We start from the raw sequence: 24,546 nt of genomic DNA, 5'->3' as shown, positions 1-24,546 counted from the left end.
TCCCACTAACTTTAAAAGTCATTGCCTGGGCTGGATCAACTGAGCCCTTAACTGAGTGGCATGAGGGCAAGCCCCCTCCCACAGGCGGTTAGACCTTTACGATCCAGCCGGCTGGCGCTTCGACGTCGCCGGTCTGCACGCCGGTCAGCTCTTTGTAGAGCTTCTGGGTGATCGGGCCGACTTCGGTTTCGCTGTGGAACACGTGCAGCTTGCCGTTGTACTGGATACCACCGATCGGCGAAATAACCGCCGCCGTGCCGCAGGCGCCGGCTTCCTTGAATTGGTCCAGCTTGTCGATGAACACTTCGCCCTCGACCACTTCCAGGCCCAGGCGGGTCTGGGCCAGTTCGATCAGCGACAGGCGGGTGATGCCTGGCAGCACCGAAGGCGACTTCGGCGTGATGAACTTGTTGTCATGGGTGATTCCGAAGAAGTTGGCCGAACCGACTTCTTCGATTTTCGAGTGGGTCATCGGGTCCAGGTAGATCGCGTCGGCGAAACCGGATTTCTTCGCTTCCGAGCCTGGCATCAGGCTGGCGGCGTAGTTGCCACCGACCTTGGCTGCACCGGTGCCCTGTGGCGCGGCGCGGTCGAAGGTGGAGATCTGGAAGTTGTGGGGCACCAGGCCGCCCTTGAAGTAGGCGCCAACCGGGATGCAGAACACCGAGAAGATGAACTCCGGCGCGGTGCGCACGCCGATGTTGTCACCGGTGCCGATCACGAACGGGCGCAAGTACAGCGCGCCGCCGCTGCCGTAGGGCGGGATGAAGCGCTCGTTGGCCTTGACCACTTGTTTGCAGGCGTCGATGAATACGTCGGTCGGTACATGCGGCATCAGCAGGCGCGCGCAGCTGCGTTGCATGCGGGCGGCGTTCTGGTCCGGGCGGAACAGGTTGATCGAGCCGTCCTTGCAGCGGTAGGCCTTGAGGCCCTCGAAGCACTGCTGACCGTAGTGCAGGGCGGTGGAACCCTCGCTGATGTGCAGCACGTTGTCGTCGGTCAGGGTGCCAGCTTGCCATTCGCCGTTCTTCCAGGTCTGGAGAAACCGCTTGTCGGTCTTGATGTAGTCAAAACCCAGCTTGTCCCAATTGATGCTTTCGTTACCCATGACACCCTCTATCTCTGGTCAAGTCGGATTTTTTTCTGGATGGGCGCAACAATACTGCATTCTTGGCTCGTGTGGGAGCAGGTGGGCGGACCATCCGACATCTGTATTGGCTGATCCGCCGCTATCGCGGGCAAGCCCGGCCCCCCACCGTTGATTGCATTCCAAAGGTGGGAGCTGCCTGGTCTACAAATGCAGCGCGTGGCCCAGCGCCCGCAACGCCGCTTCCTGCACTGCCTCGCCGAGGGTCGGGTGCGCATGGATGGTGCCGGCCACGTCTTCCAGGCGCGCGCCCATTTCCAGGCTCAGGCCGAAGGCCGTGGACAGCTCCGAGACGCCAACGCCCACTGCTTGCCAGCCGACGATCAGGTGGTTGTCACGCCGCGCCACCACCCGCACGAAGCCGGTTTTCGACTCCAGCGTCATCGCCCGGCCATTGGCCGCGAACGGGAAACTCGACACGATGCAGTCCAGCCCCGCCGCCTTGGCATCGTCGGGGGTCTTGCCGACCACCACCACTTCCGGGTCGGTAAAGCACACCGCCGGGATCGCCGCCGGGTTGAACTCGCGATGCAGGCCGCTGATCAGTTCGGCGACCATCTCGCCCTGGGCCATGGCCCGGTGCGCCAGCATCGGTTCGCCGCTCAGGTCGCCGATGGCCCACACGTTGCGCATGCTGGTCTGGCAGCGGCTGTCGACTTGGATTGCCGTACCGTTCATGTCCAGGTTCAGCGCTTCCAGGTTCCAGCCCTGGGTGTTGGGTTTGCGACCCACCGCAACCAGCACCTGGTCGGTGGCCAGTGACAAGGTGTCGCCATTGGGGTCACGCACTTGCAGGTGGCCGTCGGCAAACCCGGTGACACTGTGCTTGAGGTACAGCTTCACCCCCAGTTGCTTGAGGGATTCGGCCACCGGTTGGGTCAATTCGGCATCGTAGGCGGGCAGGATGCGATCCTGCGCCTCAACCACGCTGACTTCTGCGCCAAGCTTGCGGTAGGCCGTGCCCAGTTCCAGGCCGATGTAGCCACCGCCCACTACGACCAGGCGCTTGGGCACTTGAGTGGGAGCCAATGCTTCGGTAGACGAAATGATCGGCCCGCCAATCGGCAGCATCGGCAGGTTGACGCTTTTCGAACCCGTGGCCAGCAGCAGGTGTTCGCACTGGATGCGTTGCTCGCCGACATCGACGGTCTTGCCGTCCACCACCTTGGCCCAGCCGTGGATCACTTGCACCTTGTGCTTCTTGAGCAACGCGGCGACGCCGGTGGTCAGGCGGTCGACGATGCCGTCCTTCCACTCCACGCTTTTGCGGATATCCAGGCTGGGTACATCCACTTCGATGCCCAACTGGGAACCCTGGCTGTGGTGCACGGTTTGCTGGAATTGCTCGGCCACATGGATCAAGGCCTTGGACGGGATGCAACCGATATTCAGACAGGTGCCGCCCAGGGCCTGGCCTTCCACCAGGATGGTCGGAATGCCCAATTGCCCGGCGCGGATCGCCGCCACATAACCGCCGGGGCCGCCGCCGATGATCAGCAGGGTGGTATGGGTAATTTGTGTCATGCCCTTACTCCAGGAACAGGCTGGCGGGTTGTTCGAGCAGGCCGCGAATGGCCTGGATAAATTGCGCCGCGTCCATGCCATCGACCACGCGGTGATCGAAGGAACTGGAGAGGTTCATCATCTTGCGAATCACGATCTGGCCCTTGATCACCATTGGTCGTTCGACGATGCGGTTGACGCCGACAATCGCCACTTCCGGCAGATTCAGCACCGGCGTGCTGACAATACCGCCCAAGGCGCCGAGGCTGGTCAGGGTGATACTGGAACCAGACAATTCCTCACGGCTGGCCTTGCCATTGCGTGCGGCCGTGGCCAGGCGCGTGATTTCTTCGGCGGTGCCCCACAGGTTGCGCGCTTCGGCATGCCGCACCACCGGCACCATCAAACCCACGTCGCTCTGGGTGGCAACGCCCACATGCACCGCGCCGAGGCGAGTGATGACCTGGGCTTCGTCGTCGTAGCGTGCGTTGATCTGCGGGAAGTCCCGCAGCGCCACGACCATGGCCCGCACAATAAACGGCAGCAGGGTCAGTTTGCCCCGAGTGGCACCGTGTTTTTCGTTGAGGTGCACGCGCAGTTCGTCTAGCGCAGTGACATCGATTTCTTCCACATAGCTGAAATGCGCGGCGCGCCGGGTGGCGTCCTGCATGCGCTGGGCGATCTTGCGGCGCATGCCGATTACTGGGATTTGTTCTTCGTCGTGGCGTTCGGCGTAAGGGGTGGCTGCCGTCGAAGGCTTCGCCGAACCTTGTTGCAGATAGGCGTCGAGGTCTTCGTGCAGGATCCGCCCGGCCGGGCCGGTGCCCTGGACCAGCCGCAGTTGGATGCCGGCATCCAGCGCATGCTTGCGCACGGCGGGGGAGGCCAGCGGGCGTTCGTCCGCTTCGCGGGATACGGGGGGTGGTGCGGGCTTGCGTTCAACCGCAGGGGCCACCGGCGCTGGCTTGGCTTCAACTGCGGGGGGGGCCTTGACTGGTTCATCCGTCACAGGCACATCCTTGGCATTGCCCGCGCCTTCCACTTCGATGCTGATCAACACACTGCCCACGGCCATGACTTCGCCCGGCTCGCCGCCGAGAGCAATGACCTTACCGTGGACCGGCGAGGGAATGTCCACCATCGCCTTGTCGGTCATCACGTCCGCCAGCACCTGGTCTTCGACGACCATATCGCCGACCTTCACATGCCAGACCGACAGTTCAACTTCCGCGATGCCTTCGCCAATGTCCGGCATCTTGATAACGTGCGTGCCCATTCAGACCTCCATGACCCGTTGCAGCGCCGCGCCCACACGGGACGGCCCTGGGAAATACGCCCACTCTTGCGCGTGCGGGTAGGGGGTGTCCCACCCGGTGACGCGTTCGATCGGCGCTTCCAGGTGGTGGAAGCAATGCTCCTGCACCAGCGCTACCAGCTCGGCGCCAAAGCCGCAGGTGCGCGTGGCTTCATGCACCACCACGCAACGGCCGGTTTTTTTCACCGATTTGACGATGGTTTCCAGGTCCAGCGGCCACAGGCTGCGCAGGTCGATGACTTCGGCGTCGATGCCGGTTTCTTCGGCGGCGACCTGTGACACATACACGGTGGTGCCGTAGGTCAGCACGGTGACGGCCGAGCCCGGACGCACAATGGCGGCCACGTCCAGGGGCACGGTGTAGTAACCGTCCGGTACTTGGGCTTGCGGGTGTTTCGACCAGGGGGTGACAGGGCGGTCGTGATGGCCATCGAACGGGCCGTTGTACAGGCGCTTGGGTTCGAGAAAGATCACCGGGTCATCGTTTTCGATGGAGGCGATCAGCAGGCCCTTGGCGTCATACGGGTTGGACGGCATCACCGTGCGCAGGCCGCAGACCTGGGTGAACACCGCTTCGATACTTTGGCTGTGAGTCTGGCCGCCATAGATGCCGCCACCGCAGGGCATGCGCATGGTCAGCGGCGCGGTGAACTGGCCGGCCGAGCGATAACGCAGGCGCGCGGCTTCGGAGATGATCTGGTCGGTGGCCGGGTACACGTAGTCGGCGAACTGGATTTCCGCCACCGGGCGCAAACCATAGGCGCCCATGCCTACCGCCACGCCAACGATGCCGCTTTCGGAGATCGGCGCGTCGAACACCCGCGAGGTGCCGTACTTGCTCTGCAAGCCTTCGGTGCAACGGAACACGCCGCCGAAGTAGCCGACGTCCTGGCCGAACACCACGACGTTGTCGTCCCGTTCGAGCATCACATCCATGGCCGAGCGCAGGGCCTGGATCATGGTCATGGTGGTGGTGGTCATGGCGGTTTCCAGTTCGATGCTGTTGTTGTGATCGTTCATGTCAGATCCCCAACTCCTGACGCTGGCGCTTCAAGTGCTCCGGCATCTCTTTGTAGACGTCTTCGAACATGGTCGCGGCGCTTGGAATCTGGCCACCGGCCAGAGTGCCGTACTGCTCGGCTTGTTTTTGTGCGGCGATGACTTCGGCTTCCAGTTCGGCACTGACCGCCGCGTGTTCCTCTTCGGACCACTGGCCAATCTTGATCAGGTGCTGTTTGAGTCGGGCAATCGGGTCGCCCAGCGGGAAGTGGCTCCAGTCGTCGGCGGGGCGGTACTTGGACGGATCGTCCGAAGTGGAGTGGGGGCCGGCGCGGTAGGTGACCCATTCGATCAAGGTCGGGCCGAGGTTGCGGCGCGCACGTTCGGCGGCCCAGGCGGAAGCGGCGTACACCGCGATGAAGTCGTTGCCGTCCACACGCAGGGAGGCAATGCCGCAACCGACGCCGCGTCCGGCGAAGGTAGTGGCTTCACCGCCGGCGATGGCCTGGAAGGTGGAGATGGCCCACTGGTTGTTGACCACGTTGAGAATCACCGGCGCGCGGTAGACGTGGGCGAAGGTGAGGGCGGTGTGGAAGTCCGATTCGGCGGTGGCGCCGTCGCCGATCCAGGCCGAGGCGATCTTGGTATCGCCCTTGATCGCCGAGGCCATGCCCCAGCCCACGCCCTGTACGAATTGGGTGGCGAGGTTGCCGGAAATAGTAAAGAACCCAGCGTCTTTGACCGAGTACATGATCGGCAACTGACGGCCCTTGAGCGGGTCGCGCTCGTTGGACAGCAACTGGCAGATCAGGTCCACCAGCGGCACTTCGCGGGCCATCAGGATGCTTTGCTGGCGATAGGTGGGGAAACACATGTCGTCGATGTTCAAGGCCAGGGCCTGGGCGCTGCCGATGGCTTCTTCGCCAAGGCTCTGCATGTAGAACGACATTTTTTTCTGACGCTGGGCGACCACCATGCGGTTGTCGAAGATCCGCGTCTTGAGCATGGCGCGCATGCCCTTGCGCAGAACCTCCACGGGAACCCCTTCGGCCCACGGCCCCAGGGCCTGACCCTGGTCATCGAGCACGCGGATCAGGCCCTTGGCCAGGTCGGCGGTGTCGGCGGGTTCTACATCGATGGCGGGTTTGCGCACCAGGCCGGCGTCGGTCAGGCGCAGGTAGGTGAAATCGGTCTTGCAGCCTGGGCGGCCCGAGGGTTCGGGAACGTGCAGGCGCAGTGGTTCGTACTGCTGGGTCATGGCTTTCTACGCTCTATCTTGTGAATTTCTTGTAGTGGGCGCGCTAGCTGACAGTCAGTCTCCGGGTAGGAGAAATCTTGTCCTACAACAATCATAGGCGGGGCGTAGAAGAATATTTATCTGTGTTTCGTTGCGCTCAGGACTATTTGCGGATAAAAAAACTGCATAAACATAATAAACAGGTGATTTTGTCTCATGCGCAAACTGGACCGTACCGATATCGGCATTCTCAACGCCCTTCAGGAGAATGCGCGCATCACCAACGCCGACCTGGCGCGCTCGGTCAACCTGTCGCCCACCCCGTGCTTCAACCGGGTCAAGGCCATGGAAGAACTGGGCCTGATCCGCGAGCAGGTCACCCTGTTAGACGCCGATCTGCTGGGTTTGCACGTCAATGTGTTCATTCACGTCAGCCTGGAAAAGCAGAACGAACTGGCCCTGCAACAGTTCGAGAGCGCCATTGCCGATCGCCCCGAGGTGATGGAGTGCTACCTGATGGCCGGCGACCCCGACTACCTGATCCGCGTACTGGTGCCGACGATCCAGGCGCTGGAACGCTTCATGATGGACTTTCTGACCAAAGTGCCGGGCGTGGCGAATATCCGCTCCAGCTTTGCGCTCAAGCAGGTGCGCTACAAGACTGCGTTGCCATTGCCCTCCAACGGCATCAGCCTGGGTTCCTGATGAACCCAAGCACACAGGTGGGAGGGCGTTTGCCCTCTTCAGTGAAAGCACAAGGTTTTTGTAGTGAGCGGGCTTGCCCCGCGCCGGGGCGCGCAGCGGCCCTAATCCAGCCGCCTCGGTGGGCCAGGTAAAACAACATTGCCTGGAATGGGGCTGCTGCGCAGCCCAGCGCGGGGCAAGCCCGCTCACTACAAAGTGATGGGGCAGCCTTTAGTAAATGCCCGTGCCCTGGTCACGGCATCAGCCTGGGTCGCTGATGCACCCAGGCACACGGGTGGGAGGGGGCTTGCCCCCGATGGCGGTGAATCAGCTAGCGCCAAGCTGCCTGTAACACCGCCATCTTGGGCATCTCGAGTCCCGCATTTCAGAGCTGGTTGAGCGGGATCTTCAAATACACCACGCCGTTGTCTTCCGCCGGCGGCATATTCCCCGCGCGTACGTTCACCTGAATCGCCGGCAGCAGCAGCGTCGGCATTCCCAACCCGGCATCGCGTTGGGTGCGCATCGCCACGAACGCGGCTTCATCCACGCCGTCATGCACATGAATATTGCTTGCGCGCTGCTCGGCCACCGTGGTCAGGCATTTCGCCTCGCGTCCCTGGGGCGGGTAGTCGTGGCACACGTACAACTGGGTTTCCAGGGGGAAGGCCAACAACTTGCGCATCGACGCGTACAACTGATGCGCATCGCCGCCGGGGAAGTCGCAGCGGGCGGTGCCCACATCCGGCATGAACAGTGTGTCGCCCACCAGGATCAGCTTGCCGTCGATCAGGTAGGCCATGTCTGCCGGGGTATGCCCGGGCACATGCAACGCCTGGGCTTTCAAACGGCCGATGTGGAAGATTTCGTCCGGCGCGAACAGATGATCGAACTGTGAACCGTCGGCGTGGAATTCCGGCTCCAGGTTAAACAGGTTTTTAAACACGTTTTGCACCTGGCTGATGCACTGGCCGATGGCGATCTTGCCGCCCAGCGTGCGGCGCAGGTACGGCGCGGCGGATAGGTGATCAGCGTGGGCATGGGTTTCCAGCAACCACTGCACCTGCAACCCGTGCTCGTGCACGAATGCGATCACCTTGTCAGCCTGGGCGGTGTCGGTGCGACCGGAGGCCGGATCGTAGTTGAGCACCGAATCGACGATGGCACAGGGACCGCCGTCCGCTTCATAGACCACGTAGGTGTAGGTCGACGACGCCTCGTCCAGAAAGGATTGAATCAACGCTGGCATGGCGGTAGCCCCTGATGCTGGAAAAAAGTGATTACAATCACTTTATGTTTACACATAATGTTTTCAGATTAAGTGACACACAGGACCCGAAGCAAATGGAATCTACCTTGAGTGAGGGCGAAGTCGCCCAACTGCGTGCTTCCGCGTCCAAGGCCTGTGCCTTGCTCAAGGCGTTGGCCAACGAAGACCGCCTGTTGATCCTGTGCCAGTTGACCCAGGGCGAACGCAATGTGGGCGAGCTGGAAACCATGACCGGCGTGCGCCAGCCGACGCTGTCGCAACAGCTGGGCATCCTGCGCGACGAAGGGCTGGTGGCCACCCGTCGCGAAGGCAAATACATTTTCTACGGACTGGCCAGCCACGAAGTGATCCAAGTGATGAGGACCCTGTCCGGCCTTTACTGCGGCGCGGTCATAAAAAGCTGGGCGTGACGCCATCCGGCAGCGACCCTTGTGTGCATTGACAAAAAAAGGCGATAGACCATGACCGACCAACACTGGGGCCAGACCATCAGTAGCGACATCGTTGTCATCGGCGGCGGTTCGGCAGGCATTGGCTTGCTGGCCAGCCTGCTCAAGCGCGACCCCGACCTGAACATCACCCTGATCGAACCCAGCGACTACCACTGCTACCAACCGGCCTGGACTCTGGTGGGCGGCGGCGCGTACGACCTGAAAAAGACCCGCCGCCCTTTGGCCGATGTGCTGCCCAATGGCGTGACCTGGGTGCAGGCCGCCGTCACCGAGGTGCTGCCGGACAGCCAGAGCCTGGTGCTCGACAACGGCCAGCGCGTGACCTGGAACAACCTTATTGTCTGCCCCGGCCTGCGCCTGGCCTGGGAGAAAATCGAAGGCTTGCAGGACACCCTCGGCCAGCACGGCGTGACTTCCAACTACAGCTACGAGCACGCCGCTTATACCTGGCAGCAAGTCAAGCAACTCAAGGCCGGCAAGGCACTGTTCACCCAGCCGGCCATGCCGATCAAATGCGCCGGCGCGCCCCAGAAGGCTATGTATCTGTCGTGCGACCACTGGCTCAAGCAGGGCCATTTGCAAAACATCGACGTGGAATTCAACCTGGCCGGCGCGGCGCTGTTCGGCGTGGCGACCTTCGTGCCGCCGTTGATGAAATACGTGGAGAAATACAACGCGCGCCTGGCCTTCAATGCCAACCTGGTGAAGGTCGACGGCCCGGCGCGCAAAGCCTGGTTCGAGGTCAAGGATGCCGAGGGCAATGTCACTCGCGTCGAAAAAACCTTCGACCTGCTGCACGTGGTGCCGCCGCAACTGGCCCCGGAATTTATCCGCCACAGCTCGCTGGCCGACGCTGCCGGCTGGTGCGATGTGCACCCGCACAGCCTGCAGCATCAGCGCTATGCGCCCATCTTTGGCTTGGGCGATGTGTGCGGCACCAGCAACGCCAAGACCGCCGCCGCCGTGCGCAAGCAGATCGTGGTGGTCGCCGAAAACCTGCTGGCCCTGCGCAAGCAGGCGCCGTTGCCGCTCAAGTACGACGGTTATGGCTCCTGCCCGCTGACGGTGGAGAAGGGCAAAGTGGTGCTGGCTGAGTTCGGCTACGGCGGCAAATTGCTGCCGACCTTCGCCCTCGACCCGACCCAAGCGCGCCGCTCCATGTGGTGGCTCAAGGCGACCTTGCTGCCGTGGTTCTACTGGAACGGCATGCTCAAGGGCCGCGAGTGGCTGACCCGTCTGAGCAAGGTGGACTGAATGCTACTGGCCAGTGTGTTGGGGGTGTTGATGGGCCTGGTCATGGGCCTGACCGGCGCGGGCGGCGGCATCCTCGGCGTGCCCGCGTTGGTGCTGGGCCTGGGCTTGAGCATGACCCAGGCCGCGCCGGTGTCGTTGCTCGCGGTGGGCGCGGCGGCGGCGGTGGGGGCGATAGACGGTTTGCGCCATGGCCTGGTGCGTTATCGCGCCGCCTTGCTGATCGCCTTGCTCGGCGCGTTGTTTTCACCGCTGGGGGTGTTCGTCGCTCACCAGATGCCCGAAGCGTTGCTCAAGGGCCTGTTCAGCGCGTTGATGGTGCTGGTGGCCTGGCGCATGCTGCAACGGGAAAAAAACCAGGCCGGGCCGAGCGACCATGGCGCCGCCTCCTGGGGCCAGAAAAACTGCATGCTCAACCAGCAGACCGGGCGCCTGGCCTGGACCGCCAAATGCACGGCCACCCTGGCTGCGCTGGGCGCCATCACCGGTGCGGTGTCGGGCTTGCTCGGCGTCGGCGGCGGCTTTCTGATCGTGCCAGCGTTCAAGCAACTCACCGACGTGCAGATGCGCGGCATCGTCGCCACGTCATTGATGGTGATCAGCCTGATCTCGCTGATCGGCGTGGTCGGCGCGTTCCATGCCGGCGTCCGTATCGACGCCGTGGGCTGGGTGTTTATCGCCGCGAGCATCGTCGGCATGCTGATCGGCCGGCGCCTATGCTCGGTGATTGCCGCACGCACCTTGCAGGTGGGGTTCGCCAGCCTATGTGTCGTGGTTGCAGCGGGAATGCTTTTGAACGCTTTACGCTGAACTTGAAATGCAATTGCAATGTGGGAGGAGGGCTCTTGATTGGCATAGCTCTCTATACAAATGGGTAGCAACCCCCAGTCACCACGATGTGAAGCGAGCCGCTCTTGCTTTTGATCTCATGCGCCCCGTTAACCACGCTGGCCGGAATTCGGCATTGATTTGGAGGGTAAACCGGCAGGGATGCCGGTTTAGCCGCCCCGCGCCATGGATGGCGCGTGGCGGCGGCCCCCCAAATCAATGTCGAATTACGGGCACACCGAGCCTAGGCGAGGTGCCGAGTGGTGGGGCAAAGCGTTTTTGGTTACTTTTGGCGCTCTTCCAAAAGTGACCCGCCGTTAGGGCGGAACCCATAGCCGCCGTGACCGCGGCAATGGATATGTACTCGGTTTGATCCAACCTCCTGGTCGACTGTCAGGCCGCGATCGAGGGCAAGCCCCCTGCCACATTTGAATCCTCTGTGCGTTTGCGCACTTTCATCCCATCGCATCCCCCACCCAGTACCCAAGTAGCATAGGGCCGCCGCCTCTGCCTTCGTACACTCAAGCCTCTGAGGGGAGAGTCGACGATGCACAACCACGAAGGCGTAGTGAGCGCCATGTCCCAGGCAACCGACGCCGGGCAGGCCGCCGAAGAGTTGGCGCGACAGCTGCTGCATCCGTACCTGGGTTTCGTGCTGTTTTTCTGCTCGGCCTCCTACGATTTGCAGGCCCTGGGCAATGCCTTGCAGCACTGCTTCGGCAGCGTGCGCGTGGTCGGCTGCACCAGCGCCGGCGAGATCACGCCCCAGGGCTACGGGCGCAATTGCGTGACCGCGATGGGCTTTAACCATGCGCACTTTTCCATTGCCACTGAACTGATCGACCAGGTCGAGCACTTCAGCCTGATCGATGCCCAGCACATGGTCGAACGCCTGGTGGGCGGTTGCCGCAGCAACACCCTGGCGCCGATCAAAGGCAACACCTTTGCCCTGACCTTGCTCGATGGCCTGTCCAGCCGCGAAGAAATGGTGCTCGCTGCCCTCAGCGCGGCCCTGGGGGATATCCCGCACTTCGGCGGCTCGGCCGGTGACGACAACTTCCTGACCCACACCCATGTGTATTTCAACGGTGCGTTTCACAGCGGCGCGGCGGTGGTGGTGTTGGTCAACACCTGGCTGGATTTTGAAGTGTTCACCACTCACCACATCCTGCCGCGTGCGGAAAAACTGGTGGTGACCGCGGCCGACAGCCCGTCCCGCCGGGTATTCGAACTCAATGCCGAACCTGCCGCTGAAGAATACGCGCGGCATATCGGCGTGGCGGTGGCCGACCTCGATCACCGCATCTTCGCTGCCCACCCGCTGGCAGTGCGCATCCACGACCAGTATTACGTGCGCGCGATCCAGCAAGTGCATGACGATCTCAGCCTGAGTTTCTACTGCGCGGTGGAAAACGGCATCGTGCTCACCGTGATGGAACCCGGGCCGATCCTGCCAAACCTGCAAAACCTGTTCGACGGCCTGCACACGCGCCTCGGCGACCTATTGCTGACCATCGGCTGCGACTGTTTCCTGCGGCGCCTGGAGCTGGAAGACGCCGACACCCTGGAACAGATCGGCGGTTTCCTGCAGGACCAACGCGTGCTGGGCTTCAACACCTACGGAGAACAGTTCAATGGCATGCACATCAACCAGACCTTTACCGGGGTCGCCATTGCCCGAGGACGCGCGCCTGGGCCGCACTGAACTGCTGGCCGAACTGGCGCGCCTGCGGGTGGACAACCACAAGCTGGCGCGGATCAACGCGGCGCTGATCGAACGCATCGAGTCCGGTGTGTCCCAGGGCAATGACCCGTACACCACGTTCCAGCACTCGGTGGTGTTGGCCGAGCAAGTACGTGAGCGCACCGACGCCTTGAACCAGGCAATGGCCGAACTGCGCGCCAGCAACCACTTGTTGATCAATGCCCGCCTGCGCGCCGAAACCCTGCGCCGTGAGCAGGCCGCCGCGCAAAAGGCCCAGGAAAGCGAACGCTGGATTCGCCTGATCACCGACCACGTCCCCGCGCTGATCGGCTACCTGAATGCCGACCTGGTGTATGAGTTCACCAATAAAGTCTACGAACAATGGTACTGCTGGCCTCCGGGCATGATGCTCGGCCAGAGCTTGCGCGAGGTCCACAGCGAGCAGCACTGCCAGCGTCTCGATGCGTATGTCGCGCGCGCTCTGGCGGGGGAGAGCGTGACCTTTGAATTCGCCGAAACCAATATCAACAACCAGGAGCGCTACATGCTGCGCTCCTACGTGCCTAACCGCCTGGCCACGGGCGAAGTAGTGGGGATTTTCGTGCTGATCCGCGACATCACCGAGCGTCGACGCACCGCCGAGGCCCTGCATCAGGCCTATCAGAACCTGGAGCAGCGTGTCGCCCAGCGCACCTCGGAACTCACCGCGCTCAACGACCAGTTGCTCAAGGAAATCGATGAGCGCCGCCGCATGGAAACCCGTCTGCGCGAAGCCAAGCGCGAAGCCGAACAGGCCAACCTGTCGAAGACCAAGTTCCTTGCCGCCGTCAGCCACGACCTGCTGCAACCGCTGAACGCCGCGCGTCTGTTCACCGGCGCCTTGCTGGAGCGTCGCGAGCCCCAGGCCAATGAAACCCTGGTGCGCAATGTGAGCAACTCCCTTGAAGACGTAGAAAACCTGCTGGGCACCCTGGTGGATATTTCCAAGCTGGACGCCGGCGTGATCAAGGCCGATATCGCGCCGTTCGCCCTAAGCGAGCTGCTGGACAACCTGGCGGCCGAATACACCGAACTGGCCCGCAGCGAAGGGCTGGAATTGCATTTCATCGGGTGTTCGGCGTTGGTGCACAGCGATATCCAGCTGCTGGCGCGGATTCTGCGCAACCTGTTGAGCAATGCGATTCGCTACACCTATAGCGGCCGTGTGGTATTGGGCTGTCGTCGCCAGCATCAGCGCTTGTCGGTCCAGGTGTGGGACAGTGGCATGGGCATCGCCGAGGAGCGCCTGGAGGAGATTTTCCAGGAGTTCAAACGCGGCGATGTGCAGCGTCGCGATCAGGATCGCGGGCTGGGGTTGGGCCTGGCCATTGTGGAAAAGATCGCCGGCATCCTGGGCCATCGCATCAGCGTCAAATCCGTACCCGGCAAGGGCTCGATGTTTGCCGTGGAGGTGCCCTTGAGCGCCACCGCGCCCAAGACCTTGCCCGCACCGAGCATGAGCGAACCGATGCTGGAGCGTTTACAGGGCGCCCGGGTATGGGTGCTGGATAACGACGCGGCGATCTGCGCCGGCATGCGCACCCTGCTCGAAGGCTGGGGCTGCCAGGTGGTCACCGCCTTATCGGAACAGGACCTGGCCGGCCAGGTCGACAACTACCACGCCGAGGCCGACCTGCTGATCGCCGACTACCACCTGGACAATGACCAGAACGGCGTCGACGCCGTGGCCCGCATCAACGCCCGCCGCGGTCGTCCGATACCGGCGCTGATGATCACCGCCAACTACAGCAACGAACTCAAGCAACAGATCCGCGAACAGGGGCACACCTTGATGCACAAACCGGTACGGCCGATGAAGCTGAAAACTGCCATGAGCCATCTACTGGGCAAGGGGAGGAGGGGGCAAGCCCCTGATGGCGGCCTGTCAGCCAGCTCATGCATTGAATGAACCACCGCTATCGGGGGCAAGCCCCCTCCCACCTTTTGCCCCTCGTTTGTCTGAGGATCAGCGTCGCAGGCATGAGCCAAGATTGAGAATAGCCGGTGCTGATTCACACAGATCAAGATGTGGGAGGGGACCCCTCCCACCTTTTGCCCCGCGTTTGTCTGGAGGCTCAGCGGCGCAGGTAGGAGCCGAAGTCGATGTCGCCGGCGCTGAGGATGGCCTGTACGCGGTTGTGTACATTGAGCTTGCGCAAGATGGCCGATACATGGGCTTTCACCGTGGTCTCGGCGATTTCCAATGTGTAGGCGATCTGTTTGTTCGACTCGCCTTTGGTCATGCGTTCGAGCACCAGCAATTGTTTGCGGGTCAGGGCTTGCAGCAGTTCGGGGGCGAAGCCCGGGTTTTCGTTGAGGCGGCGCTGGGCGCCGGGTTTCTGGGTGCGGATGATGTCCGGCGGCAGGTACACATTGCCGTTGAGAATCTGCTGGATCGCCTCGGTCATTTGCAGGCGCGGCGAGGACTTGGTGATAAACCCCACCGCGCCATAGGTGATGGCTTGCAGCACGATCTGCTTGTCCTGCTCGGCAGAAACGATCACCACCGGGATGGTTGGCGACTCATTGCGCAGGTTGATCAGGCCGTTGAGCCCGTGCATGCCCGGCATGTTCAGATCGAGCAGGATCAGGTCGAGGTCGTCGTGTTCCTGGGTCAGGGCCAGGGCACTGTCCAGGTCGGCGGTTTCCATCACTTCGCTGCCGGGGAAGCCGTCGCTGATGACGTTATGGATCGCCTCGCGAAACAGCGGGTGATCGTCGGCAATCAGGATTTTGTACATGGCCGTTCACCTTCTTGTAGTGGTTATTGAAAAGGCTCGGGTGTCGCAGCCGTCACTGGCAGGTTTGCCGCTTCCCATGCATCCAAGCCGTCGCGGTACCAATACACAGAGGTATAGCCCAGGTTGGCGGCACGTTTTACCGCGTTCCAACTCAGCCAGCAATCGGAGCGGCAATAGAACACCAACGGGCGCGACAGGTCGCCGCCGGTGTACTTGTACAGGTGCCGCACGAAATAACCTTGCCATTCCGGCGTGAGGTCGCCGTCGCCGGTATTGGCCAGCCAACGGCTGCCGGGCAGGTTGGCGTGGGGTTGGTCTTCGATAAAGCGGCCTTGCAGCCATTGGCGACGGTAAACGTCGATCAGCACCGGTGCGGGCGCCTGGCCGAGCAAGGCTTGCAGGGCGGGAGTGTCGACGATGGCCGCTCCCGACACATGCTCGGGCGTAGGGCTGCGGTACAGGCTGATGCGGTAGCCGTCGGCGGAAAACAGTGGCGTGTCGGCCTGGACCTGGGCGGTGAGCAGGCACAGCAGGGCCAGCAGGGGTAATCGGGCGGGCAGCATGGCGGGGCAATCCTTATCGTTATGCGCCCATTACACGTGAGTCCCACGCCCTTGGGAATGCGACGATAGACAGCAAAACCAGTACCAAAGTAGTAGTTTTGCCGGCCTCAGCCCGGTTTGCGCAACGCCGCGTGTTGCGGGTTGAAGGTCAGCACTGCCAGCAGGGTGAACAGCACGGTCAGGCCCAGACAGATCGCCAGGGCCAGGCCGGCCAGACGCTCATACAGGGCGAAGCGCACCAGCTCCACCGCGTGGGTGAACGGGTTGACCGCGCACAGCCAGTACAACCACTGGCTGGCATCGCGCATCTTCCACAGCGGATACAGCGCCGACGACAGGAAAAACAGCGGGAAAATCACGAAATTCATCACCCCGGCGAAGTTCTCCAACTGACGGATCCCATTGGACAGCAACAGCCCTAGCGCACTGAGCATCAGCGCCACCAGCAACAATGCGGGCAAGGCCAGCAACAGCCCCATGGCCGGCGGCTGCACGCCGTAGACCCAGGCAATCGCCAGGAACCCATACACCTGCAACAGGGAAATCAACGCCGTGGCCAGCAACTTGCTGCACAGCAAAAACGTGCGTGGCAGCGGGCTGGTCAGCAACACGCGCATGCTGCCCATCTCCCGGTCGTAGACCATCGCCAGCGAGCCTTGCATGCCGTTGAACAGCAGGATCATGCAGGCCAGCCCTGGAATGATGTACACCTCGTAAGGGATGTAGGTGTCGTAGGGTTCGATCACCGAGATGCCCAACGCGGCGCGAAAACCGGCGGCGAACACCACCAGCCACAACAGCGGCCGCACCAGGGCGCTGAGAAACCGCGTGCGCTGCAACACAAACCGCAGCCATTCGCGCAGCACGATGCCGCGCAGGCACTGCCAATACGCATTCATGCTGGCGCTCCCGTTGCGGTGGGGCGGGTCAGGCCGGCGAACAGACGACCCAGATCGCCGTCATGTTCCTGCACCAGCGCGTCGACTTGCCCGCTGGCCACCAACCGGCCCTGATGCAGGATCATCAGCGCGTCGTCGGCGTGCACTTCATCGAGCAGGTGCGTGGTCCACAGCACGCTCAGATCGTGCTCCCGGCACAGCTGGCGCACATGCTGGTTCAACCCCAGGCGGCTGGCCGGGTCGAGGCCGACGCTGGCTTCGTCCAGCAACAGCAGGCGCGGCTCATGCAGCAGGGCGCGGGCGATTTCCACGCGGCGCCGGTGCCCGCCGTTGAGTGCGCGGACCTTTTCACGGCGTCGCTCGCTGAGGCCCTGGCGTGCCAACTCAGCTTCGACGCGCAGGTCGGTATGCCGGCGTGACAAGCCATGCAACGCGGCGTGATAGCGCAGGTTCTGTTCCACGCTCAGGTCCAGGTCCAGGGTGCTTTGCTGGAACACCACCCCCAGCTGTTTAAGGGCCGCCCGCGGTGCGTCGCGCAGGGAGTGGCCGCCGACGTGGATCTCGCCGCGTTGCAGGTGATACAGCCGCGTGAGCAACGCGATCAAGGTAGATTTGCCGGCACCGTTAGGCCCCAGCAGCGCGGCAAAACGCCCTGGCGCCAGGCTGAAACCTACCTCGCACAGGGCCTGACATGGGCCGTAGGCGAAGCTCAGGTCCTGCACGGTCAGGGCGTTCATGGCGTGACCACCACGCCCCACGGATAGCGCCCCACTTTGATCGACTTGATCACCTTCAGGCTGTCCACATCGATCACCGACACATCGCCGCTGACGCCGTTGGTGGCCAGCAGTTGTTTTTGATCCGGGGTGAACGCCAGCTGCCATACGCGGCGGCCCACCAACAGATAATCGAGCACCTCGAAGGTCTTGGCGTCGATCACCGCCACATGGTTGGCCGGGCCGAGGGCGACAAATCCGTACTTGCCGTCGGCGCTGAGTTTGATGCCGACCGGCTGCACCTTGTCCGGGTGCACGCCCTTGATGGCGAACGTCAAGGTCTTGAGCACCTTGCGGCTGGCCACATCGAGAATGGTCACGGTGCCGCCGATTTCCGCCGAGGCCCACAGCTGCGCGCCGTCGTGGCTGAATTCGACAAAGCGCGGGCGTTGATCCACCAGGGTGCTGTCGGCCAGGGTCTGGGTGCTGGTGTCGATCCAGTGCAGCATGTTCGTGGTTTCACTGGTGTTGACCGCCCACTTGCCGTCCGGGCTCACCGCCATGCCTTCGGGTTCCACGCCGACGCTGATCTGGCCGAGCACCTTGGCGGTCTCGGTGTCGATCACCGTGACCAGCGCATCGTCTTCATTGGATACGTACAACCAACGGTTATTGGGGTGCAGGGCGAACTGCTCGGGGTCTTTGCCGGAGGGCAGTTCCTTGATGATCTTGCGCGTGGCCACGTCCATTACCTGCACGCGGTCCGAGTCGCTGGCGCAGATGTACAGCAGCTTATTGTCATGGGACAGCAGCAGGCCACGTGGGCGCTGGCCGACTTTGAGGGTGTCGGTGACCTGCAGGGTGTTCAGGTCGATCAGGCTCAGGCTGTTGTCTTTCTCGTTGGAGACCCAGGCGGTGCTGGCCATGGCATGCCCGGCGGCAAGCAGCAGGGCGCATGAGAGCAGGGTGCGGCGCATGGCGAGTTCCTTATTATTGTGGGCGATCAGGGAAAGCGGCAGGTCACCTCGGGTTGGTCGTAACCCAGGCTGTCCATTTCATTAGTAGGGTGCAGGAAGCCCTCTTGGGGCGAAGTGCTGACCAGGGCGCGCGGCTGCACGATGGGAATCGGTTGGCGCAACTGGCCGTTCCAGGCGCGGTAACTGAGCTTGCGGCCCTTGAAACCATCCAGGGGCAACTGCTCGCTCAGCTCCAGTTGCCGGATTGCCTGGGGGTCGACCTGGTGTAGTTTATTCACCGCGCTGGCAACGCTGCGCACGGCCATCCAGGCAGCGAAATCGCGGTCGTTCATCCAGCGTCCGGCCAGGGCTTCGAAGCGCTTTTGCAATTGGGCGGCGCCGTAGGTTTCCACGGTTTTGTGCCAGCCGGTGGGCGTGAGGCCCTGGGTGCCGGCGACCGGGCGCGGATACCAGGTTTGATAGGGCACGTATTCACCGAAGTCACCGCGCTCGTCGGCCACCAGCACCACGTCGTATTCGGCGGTTTGGGTGAACAGCGGCATATCGGCTTGGGCGCTGCGGCGTTGGTCGTTATCGAAGCGCCAGGCTTTTTCCGCGACCAGCTGCACGCCGAAGCGTTTGGCGGCGCGGCGCAGGGCAGCGGCGTAGGCTTGGTCGTCTTCGGTGGGGCCAACAATCAGCAACGCCTTCTGCCATTTGCGCAGCACCAGAAACTGCGCCAGGGCATCGGCGAGCATGGCGCGGCTGGGCAGGGTATGCAGCACATTGGCCAGGCACTCGGTGCTGCGCAAGCGGTCATCGGCGCTGCCGGCGTTGAACAGCAGGCTGTCGGGCAGGGCGGCACTGAGCTGGCGCAGGCTGGCGGCGGGGGCATTCACCACGAACAGGCGCAGGCCCTGGGCGTGTTGGGCTTGGGCCGCGGCGAGCAGCGCTTCGGGGCTGTCCACGCTGGCGCTGGTCAGGCTGTAGCGCTGGTTGAGAAATGCGCCGGTGCTGTTGCTGTCGATGATCGCCAGCTCGGCACCGCGTTGACCGGCATCGGCGGGCTCGGGGATTACATTGGAGAGCAGTGGCCCCGGGTCGGGCCGATAGCCCAGGTAGCCGATCTGCACCTGCAAGGGCGCTTCGGCGGCCTGGCCGTGGCTAGCCCAGGCAATTGCCAGCAGGCAGATCACGGCGTAAGGGGCGAACTGGCGCATAAGGCACTCCATGACAGGTAGCGCCAGCATAGGAAGCCCCGTGCCCGCTGCAAATATGCAGAAAGTAGCGCTGAGGCAGTACCAAGGTAGTAGCCGCGCCGGCGCGCGGCGGTCTTAGCATGGGTCACCCTAGCCTCATTCACAGGAGTGACACGAGCATGCGCGTCTTCACCGCCCGGCCTGGGCTGTCGGCCCTGTGGCGCATCAACCTGTGGGTGTGCGGCTTCTTCACCTTGGTGACCGGCGCGTGTATGGCACTACTGCTGCACCAAGCCTTGGCGGACGTGGAGCGCGAATTGCAATCGGCCGCGGCGGTGGTGGCCTACCTGGGCGATACCGCCGAGCGCGACCCCGCCAGCCTGCAACCACAGCTGACTGCCAGCCTGCGCCATGTGCGCGTCTACTGGCTGGCCGCCGGCCAAACCCCACCTGCGCCCGAGCAAACCGGGCTGGATGCCTGGCTCGGGCGCTGGGTCTTGACTCCCGCACAGCACACCGCGCGGGTGCTGGACTTAGCCGATGGCCGGCGCGTGTCCATTGCCGTCGACCCACGGGATGAGATCGATGAAGTCTGGGACTCCGTACAGCAGTTGCTCAGCCTGTGCGGGCTGGCGCTGCTGGTGAGCCTGTTGACGATCCGCTGGGCCGTGCGCCGCGGCATGGGTGTGCTGGACGCCTTGCTGCGCGCCCTGCAACAGGTGTGCGCCGGCCAGCTCAACGTGCGCCTGCGCACCCAGGGTTCGCCGGAGGCGCGGCAACTGGCGCTGCACTTCAACCGCATGACCGACGCCCTGGAGCAGGCCCGACGCGACAACACCCAACTCACCCACACCTTGCTGGCGGTACAGGAACAGGAGCGCACCCAGCTGGCCCAGACCCTGCACGACGACCTCGGCCAATACCTGGCCGGTATTCGTGCCCAGGCCTGCCTGCTACGGCTGGTCAGCGACCAACCGGCCTTGGTGGCGCGCACGGTGGCGAAGTTGGAGGATCACTGTGAACACCTTCAGCAAGGCTTTCGCGCGCTGGTCCACGACCTGTATCCGGTGGCCCTGCAACACCTGCCGCTGGGCGAGGCATTTGCAATGCTGGTAAGCCAGTGGCAAACCCGCCATGGCATCGAATGCCAGCTGCGAGTCAGCCCCGACTTACCGGCGCTGTCGAGCACCAGCAAGACCCATCTGTATCGCCTGCTGCAAGAGGCCCTGACCAATGTGCTGCGGCACGCCGAGGCCAGCCAGGTGCGGGTGCGCCTGCAGTGTCGCGGTGCGCGTTTGCGCCTGTGGGTACGGGATAACGGGCGCGGTGCCCAGCCGCCGCAGCGTCCGGGTGTGGGCTTGTACTCGATGGGCGAACGCGCGCGCTGCCTGGGCGGCGAACTGAGCGTCCTTAGCCATCCCGGCGCCGGTTGGGCGCTGGCGCTGAACATGCCGTTGGAGGTGTCATGAATATTCTCTTGGTGGACGACCATGCCGTGGTGCGCCAGGGCTACGCCAGCCTGTTACGTGCCGTGTTGCCCGCCATTGACGTGCGTGAAGCCGCCAGTGGCGAAGACGCACTGGTACGCGTGCAGGAGGCCGTGCCGAACCTGGTGATCATGGATGTCGGGCTGCCCGGCATCAGCGGCCTGGAAACCCTGCGCCGCCTGCGCCAGCGCCTGCCGCAGCTGCGTGTGTTGTTTTTCAGCATGCACGATGAACTGCCCCTGGTGCGCCAGGCCCTGGACGCGGGCGCTTCGGGCTACCTGACCAAAAGCTCGGCCCCCGAGGTGTTGATCGAAGCGGTGCGGCGCATCCTCGACGGTCACGCTTATATCGAACAGGCCCTGGCCACCGAACTGGCCTACACCCCCGGCGATCAACGTTGGCAGGGTATGACGCCGCGTGAACTGGAGATTTTCCTGATGCTGGCCAAGGGCACGCCGATGCGCCAGATCGCCGAACAACTGAGTATCAGCAGCAAGACCGTGTCCAACCACCTGACCTTGCTCAAGAGCAAATTGCAGGTCAGTTCCCATGCCGAGCTGGTGCATCTGGGGATCGATATGGGAGTAGTGCGAGTGGCTGGATAAGCGGGCGCGTGCAGAGGCAACGACTGATACGCCCTGATGAGCAGGCCAAGCCTGCTCACTTTTCTCAGGTTCAGTAGTGTTCTAGCGATCCCAACTGGTGGGGCAATCCGTACAACCTTCCATATTCGCGTCCTGGAAGTTCGCGTAGTGCTGGCGACTGCCGGTGAGGGTGGCCTGTTCCAGGTTGCTCTCACCGAACTTGGCTTCCTGCAAATTCGCATCGCTGAGGTCGGCACTTTGCAGGTCGGCCTTGCTCAGCCAGGTCATTTCCAAGTCGGCCGCGCGCAGGTTGACCTTGTGCATCTTCGCCCCTGAAAGCCGCGCAAATTGCAGGTAGGCCGCACTGAGGTTGGCGTTTTCGAACTGCGCGCCCTGGGCGAACAGCCCCCAGCCTTGCACGGCCATCAACGTGGCGCCGGTAAAGTCGGCCAGGCGCAGGTTGCTTTGTTGCAGGCTGGCGCGGGTCAGGTTGGCGCCCTGCAATTGGGCTTTTTCCAGGTTGGCCAGGTCGAGGTTGGCATGGCGCAAATCCGCCTCGCGCAGGTCGGCGCCGGCCAGGTTCATTTTGCTCAGGTTCTGGTTGCGCAGGTTGGCACCCTTGAGGTTGGCGTCGGGGCATTGGCTGTGTTCGGCGATGGTGCAGCCATTGATAACGAGCGGGGTGTCGTCGCCATCGTCGGCGTGCGCCAGGGGCAGGCAGAGCAGGAGTAACAAGGGCAGGTAGTTCATCGTGCGACCTCTGGGGATCCTGTGGTGAGCGAGCTTGTTGTGATGAGCGGGCTTGTCGAATCGTCGCACCGCCCGCGCTGGGCTGCGCAGCGGCCCTGGCATTCCTCCAGCACCTCCCTGCGCTCAGGTCTACGACTGCTGCGTAGCCGAGCGCAGGGCAAGCCTGCTTCCCACTGGGGAGCCGCTTGCCGCAAAAGGTGGCCCGGTATTCTCGCCGGGGGGTTATTTTTGCGCGGTCTTGTTATCCCAACTCGGGATCTTGAACACCCAGAACGACCCACCCTGAGCTACCGGTTTGGTCAACTCGGCCATGTCGCCACCCCACAACGGCACCGCGCCGCCGTAGCCGACGGTAACGCCGATGTACTGCTCGCCATCCTGTTCCCAGGTAATCGGCGGCGAGACGATGCCGCTGCCGGTCTGGAACTTCCACAGCTCCTCTCCGGTTTTGGCGTCGAAGGCTTTGAAGAAACCGTCGCCGGTGCCGGTGAAGACCAGGTTGCCTTTGGTCGCCAGCACGCCGGCCCACAGCGGCAGAGCTTCCTTGTGCTCCCACACCACTTTGCCGGTGGTGGGGTTCATCGCGCGCAGGGTGCCGACGTGGTCGTCATACATACGCTTGATGCGGAACCCCATGCCCAGGTACGCCGAGCCTTTTTTGTAGTTGACCTCTTCGGTCCAGTAATCCTCTTTCCACTGGTTGCCGGGGATGTAGAACAGGCCGGTGTCCTGGCTGTAAGCCATGGGGTTCCAGTTTTTGCCGCCCAGGAACGGTGGCGAGACTTCCACCGCTTTGCCCTTGGTTTCCCCCGGCAGTGGCTTGGCTGGGCGCTGGCCTGGGTTCTCCACCGGGCGCCCGGTCTTCAGGTCGATATGGCTGGCCCAAGTGATGTTGTCGACGAAGGGGAAGGCGTTCTGCAACTTGCCGTTGCTGCGGTCGACCACGTAGAAAAACCCGTTGCGGTCGGCGTGGCCGGTGGCCTTGACGGTTTTGCCGTCCTGGGTTTTGTAGTCGAACAGCACCAACTCGTTGTTGCCGGAAAAATCCCAGGCATCGTTGGGGGTGTGCTGGTAGAACCATTTCACCTCGCCGGTGCTGGGGTCGACGCCGACCTGCCCGGACGTATAGAGGCTGTCGAAGTCGTGGGGGTTGCCGTCCTTGGCGGTGCGCGCCCAGGTATTCCACGGGCCGGGGTTGCCGGCGCCGACGATGATCGTGTTGGTTTCGGCATCGAAACTCGCGCTTTGCCAAGGTGCGCCGCCGCCGTGGCTCCAGGCCTCGACTTTGCCGGTGGGTGTACTTGGGTCATTCGGCCATGACGGCGCCTTCACGTCGCCGGTCGGCGTGCTGTCCTTGCCGTTGAGACGGCCCATATGGCCTTCGACGAAGGGGCGCATCCACACCTCTTCGCCGGTGTCCGGGTCACGCGCATACAACTGGCCGACCACGCCGAATTCATCGCCGGAACTGCCGTGGATCAGCAGCACCTTGCCGCTGACCTTGTCCTTGATCAGCACCGGTGCGCCGGTGAGGGTGTAGCCGGCGGCGTGGTCGCCGAATTTCTTGTTCCACACCACTTTGCCCGTGGTTTTGTCGAGGGCGATCAGCCGTGCGTCGAGGGTGCCGAAGTAGATTTTGTCGCCGAAGATCGCCGCGCCGCGGTTGACCACATCGCAGCACGGGCGAATGTTGTCGGGCAGGCGGTGGTTGTAGGTCCACAGGCGTTTGCCGGTCTTGGCGTCGAGGGCGAACACACGGGAATAGGAGCCGGTGACGTAGACCACGCCGTCGCTGACGATGGCCTGGGATTCCTGGCCGCGTTGTTTTTCGTCGCCGAACGAATAGGACCAGGCCGGGGTGAGTTTGAACACGTTCTTGTCATTGACTTTGGCCAACGGGCTCCAGCGCTGGGCGTTGGTGCCCATGCCGTATTGCAGCACGTCCTGGGTGCTCAGGTGGTCATTGGCGATGTCTTCCCAGGTGACCGCGCGGGTCTGGCGTGGCGGTTCCGCGGCAAGGGCGGCGGTGCCCAGGCCCAGGCTGCCGGCCAGCAGCAGGGCCTGCACGGCAAGGCTCAAGGGTGAACGGACGGGTAGCGATCTTATTGTCATGGTTGCAGTTCCCAGTGTCGGTTTTGACCTGCACAGGGTGCGGTGCGCGGCGCTGGCCGGATACGGAAAAACGCCCGCCGTGGCCGGGAAGATTTCCCGCGCCGCCGCT

22 protein-coding genes are annotated in these 24,546 nt (G+C 63.1%); 8 read left to right on the top strand and 14 right to left on the bottom strand.

All coding sequences use genetic code 11. The features are described from left to right. Positions 1 to 88 precede the first annotated feature (88 nt). From HRH33_RS17535 to HRH33_RS17515, 5 genes are all read right to left on the bottom strand, one after another. Positions 89 to 1,108, bottom strand: coding sequence for a branched-chain amino acid aminotransferase (locus HRH33_RS17535; protein ID WP_034098950.1), 1,020 nt, complete (start codon positions 1,106 to 1,108; stop codon positions 89 to 91). 183 nt (positions 1,109 to 1,291) lie between these two features. Further along, entirely contained in the window at positions 1,292 to 2,671 is a 1,380-nt protein-coding gene (lpdA, locus tag HRH33_RS17530; protein ID WP_167417929.1) for a dihydrolipoyl dehydrogenase, read from the bottom strand. A 4-nt stretch (positions 2,672 to 2,675) separates the two neighbouring features. Beyond that, the gene (locus tag HRH33_RS17525; RefSeq protein WP_167417928.1) at positions 2,676 to 3,926 is read right to left on the bottom strand and encodes a dihydrolipoamide acetyltransferase family protein; all 1,251 of its coding nucleotides are present in this window, start codon (positions 3,924 to 3,926) and stop codon (positions 2,676 to 2,678) included. Then, on the bottom strand, positions 3,927 to 4,985 hold the full coding sequence (locus tag HRH33_RS17520) for an alpha-ketoacid dehydrogenase subunit beta (RefSeq protein ID WP_034098947.1): 1,059 nt from the start codon (positions 4,983 to 4,985) through the stop codon (positions 3,927 to 3,929). A gap of 1 nt (position 4,986) precedes the next feature. Continuing rightward, positions 4,987 to 6,222 carry a 3-methyl-2-oxobutanoate dehydrogenase (2-methylpropanoyl-transferring) subunit alpha gene (locus HRH33_RS17515; RefSeq protein ID WP_034110996.1) on the bottom strand — a complete coding sequence of 412 codons (1,236 nt, stop codon included), beginning with the start codon at positions 6,220 to 6,222 and terminating at the stop codon, positions 4,987 to 4,989. A gap of 195 nt (positions 6,223 to 6,417) precedes the next feature. Here HRH33_RS17515 and bkdR point away from each other — a divergent pair, with 195 nt between their 5' ends. Further along, positions 6,418 to 6,906 (top strand): Bkd operon transcriptional regulator BkdR, encoded by a 489-nt coding sequence (bkdR, locus tag HRH33_RS17510; RefSeq protein WP_034137807.1) that lies wholly within the window; start codon positions 6,418 to 6,420, stop codon positions 6,904 to 6,906. Between the two features lie 364 nt (positions 6,907 to 7,270). Here the strand turns inward: bkdR and HRH33_RS17505 are convergent, their stop codons facing one another. Further along, positions 7,271 to 8,134 carry an MBL fold metallo-hydrolase gene (locus HRH33_RS17505; RefSeq protein WP_034098943.1) on the bottom strand — a complete coding sequence of 288 codons (864 nt, stop codon included), beginning with the start codon at positions 8,132 to 8,134 and terminating at the stop codon, positions 7,271 to 7,273. Positions 8,135 to 8,229: 95 nt separating this feature from the next. Between HRH33_RS17505 and HRH33_RS17500 the strand changes: the two genes are divergently transcribed. The 5 genes from HRH33_RS17500 to HRH33_RS17480 all read left to right on the top strand — a co-directional run bounded on the left by HRH33_RS17500 (position 8,230) and on the right by HRH33_RS17480 (position 14,339). Continuing rightward, entirely contained in the window at positions 8,230 to 8,565 is a 336-nt protein-coding gene (locus HRH33_RS17500; RefSeq protein ID WP_167417927.1) for an ArsR/SmtB family transcription factor, read from the top strand. Positions 8,566 to 8,616: 51 nt separating this feature from the next. After that, a complete protein-coding gene (locus HRH33_RS17495; RefSeq protein ID WP_167417926.1) occupies positions 8,617 to 9,861 on the top strand; it encodes an NAD(P)/FAD-dependent oxidoreductase in 1,245 nt (414 codons plus the stop codon). Further along, positions 9,862 to 10,668 carry a sulfite exporter TauE/SafE family protein gene (locus tag HRH33_RS17490; protein WP_167417925.1) on the top strand — a complete coding sequence of 269 codons (807 nt, stop codon included), beginning with the start codon at positions 9,862 to 9,864 and terminating at the stop codon, positions 10,666 to 10,668. 565 nt (positions 10,669 to 11,233) lie between these two features. Further along, positions 11,234 to 12,391 (top strand): nitric oxide-sensing protein NosP, encoded by a 1,158-nt coding sequence (gene nosP, locus HRH33_RS17485; RefSeq protein ID WP_034098939.1) that lies wholly within the window; start codon positions 11,234 to 11,236, stop codon positions 12,389 to 12,391. Then, a complete protein-coding gene (locus HRH33_RS17480; protein ID WP_178125586.1) occupies positions 12,321 to 14,339 on the top strand; it encodes a PAS domain-containing hybrid sensor histidine kinase/response regulator in 2,019 nt (672 codons plus the stop codon). Before nosP ends, HRH33_RS17480 begins: the two co-directional genes overlap by 71 nt. Before the next feature lie 166 nt (positions 14,340 to 14,505). On the opposite strand, the gene HRH33_RS17475 is transcribed toward HRH33_RS17480, so the two are convergent. The 6 genes from HRH33_RS17475 to HRH33_RS17450 all read right to left on the bottom strand — a co-directional run bounded on the left by HRH33_RS17475 (position 14,506) and on the right by HRH33_RS17450 (position 19,525). After that, positions 14,506 to 15,171, bottom strand: coding sequence for a response regulator transcription factor (locus HRH33_RS17475; protein ID WP_034098938.1), 666 nt, complete (start codon positions 15,169 to 15,171; stop codon positions 14,506 to 14,508). A 23-nt stretch (positions 15,172 to 15,194) separates the two neighbouring features. Then, positions 15,195 to 15,734, bottom strand: a complete 540-nt coding sequence (locus HRH33_RS17470; protein WP_167417924.1) for a PQQ-dependent catabolism-associated CXXCW motif protein — start codon at positions 15,732 to 15,734, stop codon at positions 15,195 to 15,197. Between the two features lie 107 nt (positions 15,735 to 15,841). Then, positions 15,842 to 16,633: an ABC transporter permease gene (locus tag HRH33_RS17465; RefSeq protein WP_034138669.1), complete on the bottom strand. Its 792-nt coding sequence runs from the start codon at positions 16,631 to 16,633 to the stop codon at positions 15,842 to 15,844. Continuing rightward, positions 16,630 to 17,370, bottom strand: coding sequence for an ABC transporter ATP-binding protein (locus tag HRH33_RS17460; RefSeq protein ID WP_047882601.1), 741 nt, complete (start codon positions 17,368 to 17,370; stop codon positions 16,630 to 16,632). Before HRH33_RS17460 ends, HRH33_RS17465 begins: the two co-directional genes overlap by 4 nt. Then, a complete protein-coding gene (locus tag HRH33_RS17455; protein WP_034098929.1) occupies positions 17,367 to 18,326 on the bottom strand; it encodes a YVTN family beta-propeller repeat protein in 960 nt (319 codons plus the stop codon). Before HRH33_RS17455 ends, HRH33_RS17460 begins: the two co-directional genes overlap by 4 nt. Before the next feature lie 26 nt (positions 18,327 to 18,352). Continuing rightward, positions 18,353 to 19,525: an ABC transporter substrate-binding protein gene (locus HRH33_RS17450; protein WP_167417923.1), complete on the bottom strand. Its 1,173-nt coding sequence runs from the start codon at positions 19,523 to 19,525 to the stop codon at positions 18,353 to 18,355. 185 nt (positions 19,526 to 19,710) lie between these two features. On the opposite strand from HRH33_RS17450, the gene HRH33_RS17445 reads away from it, so the two are divergent. Together HRH33_RS17445 and HRH33_RS17440 are read left to right on the top strand one after the other, a co-directional pair. Beyond that, positions 19,711 to 20,973: a sensor histidine kinase gene (locus tag HRH33_RS17445; protein ID WP_040269583.1), complete on the top strand. Its 1,263-nt coding sequence runs from the start codon at positions 19,711 to 19,713 to the stop codon at positions 20,971 to 20,973. Next, complete coding sequence (locus tag HRH33_RS17440) at positions 20,970 to 21,596, top strand: response regulator transcription factor (RefSeq protein WP_034110979.1); 627 nt, start codon at positions 20,970 to 20,972, stop codon at positions 21,594 to 21,596. Before HRH33_RS17445 ends, HRH33_RS17440 begins: the two co-directional genes overlap by 4 nt. An 81-nt stretch (positions 21,597 to 21,677) precedes the next feature. Here HRH33_RS17440 and HRH33_RS17435 read toward each other — a convergent pair whose 3' ends face one another. Continuing rightward, complete coding sequence (locus HRH33_RS17435) at positions 21,678 to 22,325, bottom strand: pentapeptide repeat-containing protein (protein WP_167417922.1); 648 nt, start codon at positions 22,323 to 22,325, stop codon at positions 21,678 to 21,680. Between the two features lie 222 nt (positions 22,326 to 22,547). After that, complete coding sequence (gene exaA / locus HRH33_RS17430) at positions 22,548 to 24,437, bottom strand: quinoprotein ethanol dehydrogenase (protein WP_167417921.1); 1,890 nt, start codon at positions 24,435 to 24,437, stop codon at positions 22,548 to 22,550. Positions 24,438 to 24,546 lie beyond the last annotated feature (109 nt).

The sequence above is a fragment of the Pseudomonas rhodesiae genome (assembly GCF_013285305.1).
Classification (GTDB): Bacteria; Pseudomonadota; Gammaproteobacteria; order Pseudomonadales; family Pseudomonadaceae; genus Aquipseudomonas; species Aquipseudomonas rhodesiae.
This window is presented reverse-complemented; position numbering and strand designations above follow the sequence as displayed.

Bases quoted from the DNA above. Each gene is read 5' to 3' on its own strand.
- HRH33_RS17500 (WP_167417927.1), top strand. From the start codon at position 8,230: ATGGAATCTACCTTGAGTGAGGGCGAAGTCGCCCAACTGCGTGCTTCC.
- HRH33_RS17450 (WP_167417923.1), bottom strand. From the start codon at position 19,525: ATGCGCCAGTTCGCCCCTTACGCCGTGATCTGCCTGCTGGCAATTGCC.
- HRH33_RS17490 (WP_167417925.1), top strand. From the start codon at position 9,862: ATGCTACTGGCCAGTGTGTTGGGGGTGTTGATGGGCCTGGTCATGGGC.
- HRH33_RS17455 (WP_034098929.1), bottom strand. From the start codon at position 18,326: ATGCGCCGCACCCTGCTCTCATGCGCCCTGCTGCTTGCCGCCGGGCAT.
- nosP (WP_034098939.1), top strand. From the start codon at position 11,234: ATGCACAACCACGAAGGCGTAGTGAGCGCCATGTCCCAGGCAACCGAC.
- exaA (WP_167417921.1), bottom strand. From the start codon at position 24,437: ATGACAATAAGATCGCTACCCGTCCGTTCACCCTTGAGCCTTGCCGTG.
- HRH33_RS17460 (WP_047882601.1), bottom strand. From the start codon at position 17,370: ATGAACGCCCTGACCGTGCAGGACCTGAGCTTCGCCTACGGCCCATGT.
- HRH33_RS17515 (WP_034110996.1), bottom strand. From the start codon at position 6,222: ATGACCCAGCAGTACGAACCACTGCGCCTGCACGTTCCCGAACCCTCG.
- HRH33_RS17480 (WP_178125586.1), top strand. From the start codon at position 12,321: ATGGCATGCACATCAACCAGACCTTTACCGGGGTCGCCATTGCCCGAG.
- HRH33_RS17465 (WP_034138669.1), bottom strand. From the start codon at position 16,633: ATGAATGCGTATTGGCAGTGCCTGCGCGGCATCGTGCTGCGCGAATGG.
- HRH33_RS17535 (WP_034098950.1), bottom strand. From the start codon at position 1,108: ATGGGTAACGAAAGCATCAATTGGGACAAGCTGGGTTTTGACTACATC.
- HRH33_RS17435 (WP_167417922.1), bottom strand. From the start codon at position 22,325: ATGAACTACCTGCCCTTGTTACTCCTGCTCTGCCTGCCCCTGGCGCAC.
- HRH33_RS17440 (WP_034110979.1), top strand. From the start codon at position 20,970: ATGAATATTCTCTTGGTGGACGACCATGCCGTGGTGCGCCAGGGCTAC.
- lpdA (WP_167417929.1), bottom strand. From the start codon at position 2,671: ATGACACAAATTACCCATACCACCCTGCTGATCATCGGCGGCGGCCCC.
- HRH33_RS17470 (WP_167417924.1), bottom strand. From the start codon at position 15,734: ATGCTGCCCGCCCGATTACCCCTGCTGGCCCTGCTGTGCCTGCTCACC.
- HRH33_RS17495 (WP_167417926.1), top strand. From the start codon at position 8,617: ATGACCGACCAACACTGGGGCCAGACCATCAGTAGCGACATCGTTGTC.
- HRH33_RS17525 (WP_167417928.1), bottom strand. From the start codon at position 3,926: ATGGGCACGCACGTTATCAAGATGCCGGACATTGGCGAAGGCATCGCG.
- HRH33_RS17520 (WP_034098947.1), bottom strand. From the start codon at position 4,985: ATGAACGATCACAACAACAGCATCGAACTGGAAACCGCCATGACCACC.
- HRH33_RS17475 (WP_034098938.1), bottom strand. From the start codon at position 15,171: ATGTACAAAATCCTGATTGCCGACGATCACCCGCTGTTTCGCGAGGCG.
- bkdR (WP_034137807.1), top strand. From the start codon at position 6,418: ATGCGCAAACTGGACCGTACCGATATCGGCATTCTCAACGCCCTTCAG.
- HRH33_RS17505 (WP_034098943.1), bottom strand. From the start codon at position 8,134: ATGCCAGCGTTGATTCAATCCTTTCTGGACGAGGCGTCGTCGACCTAC.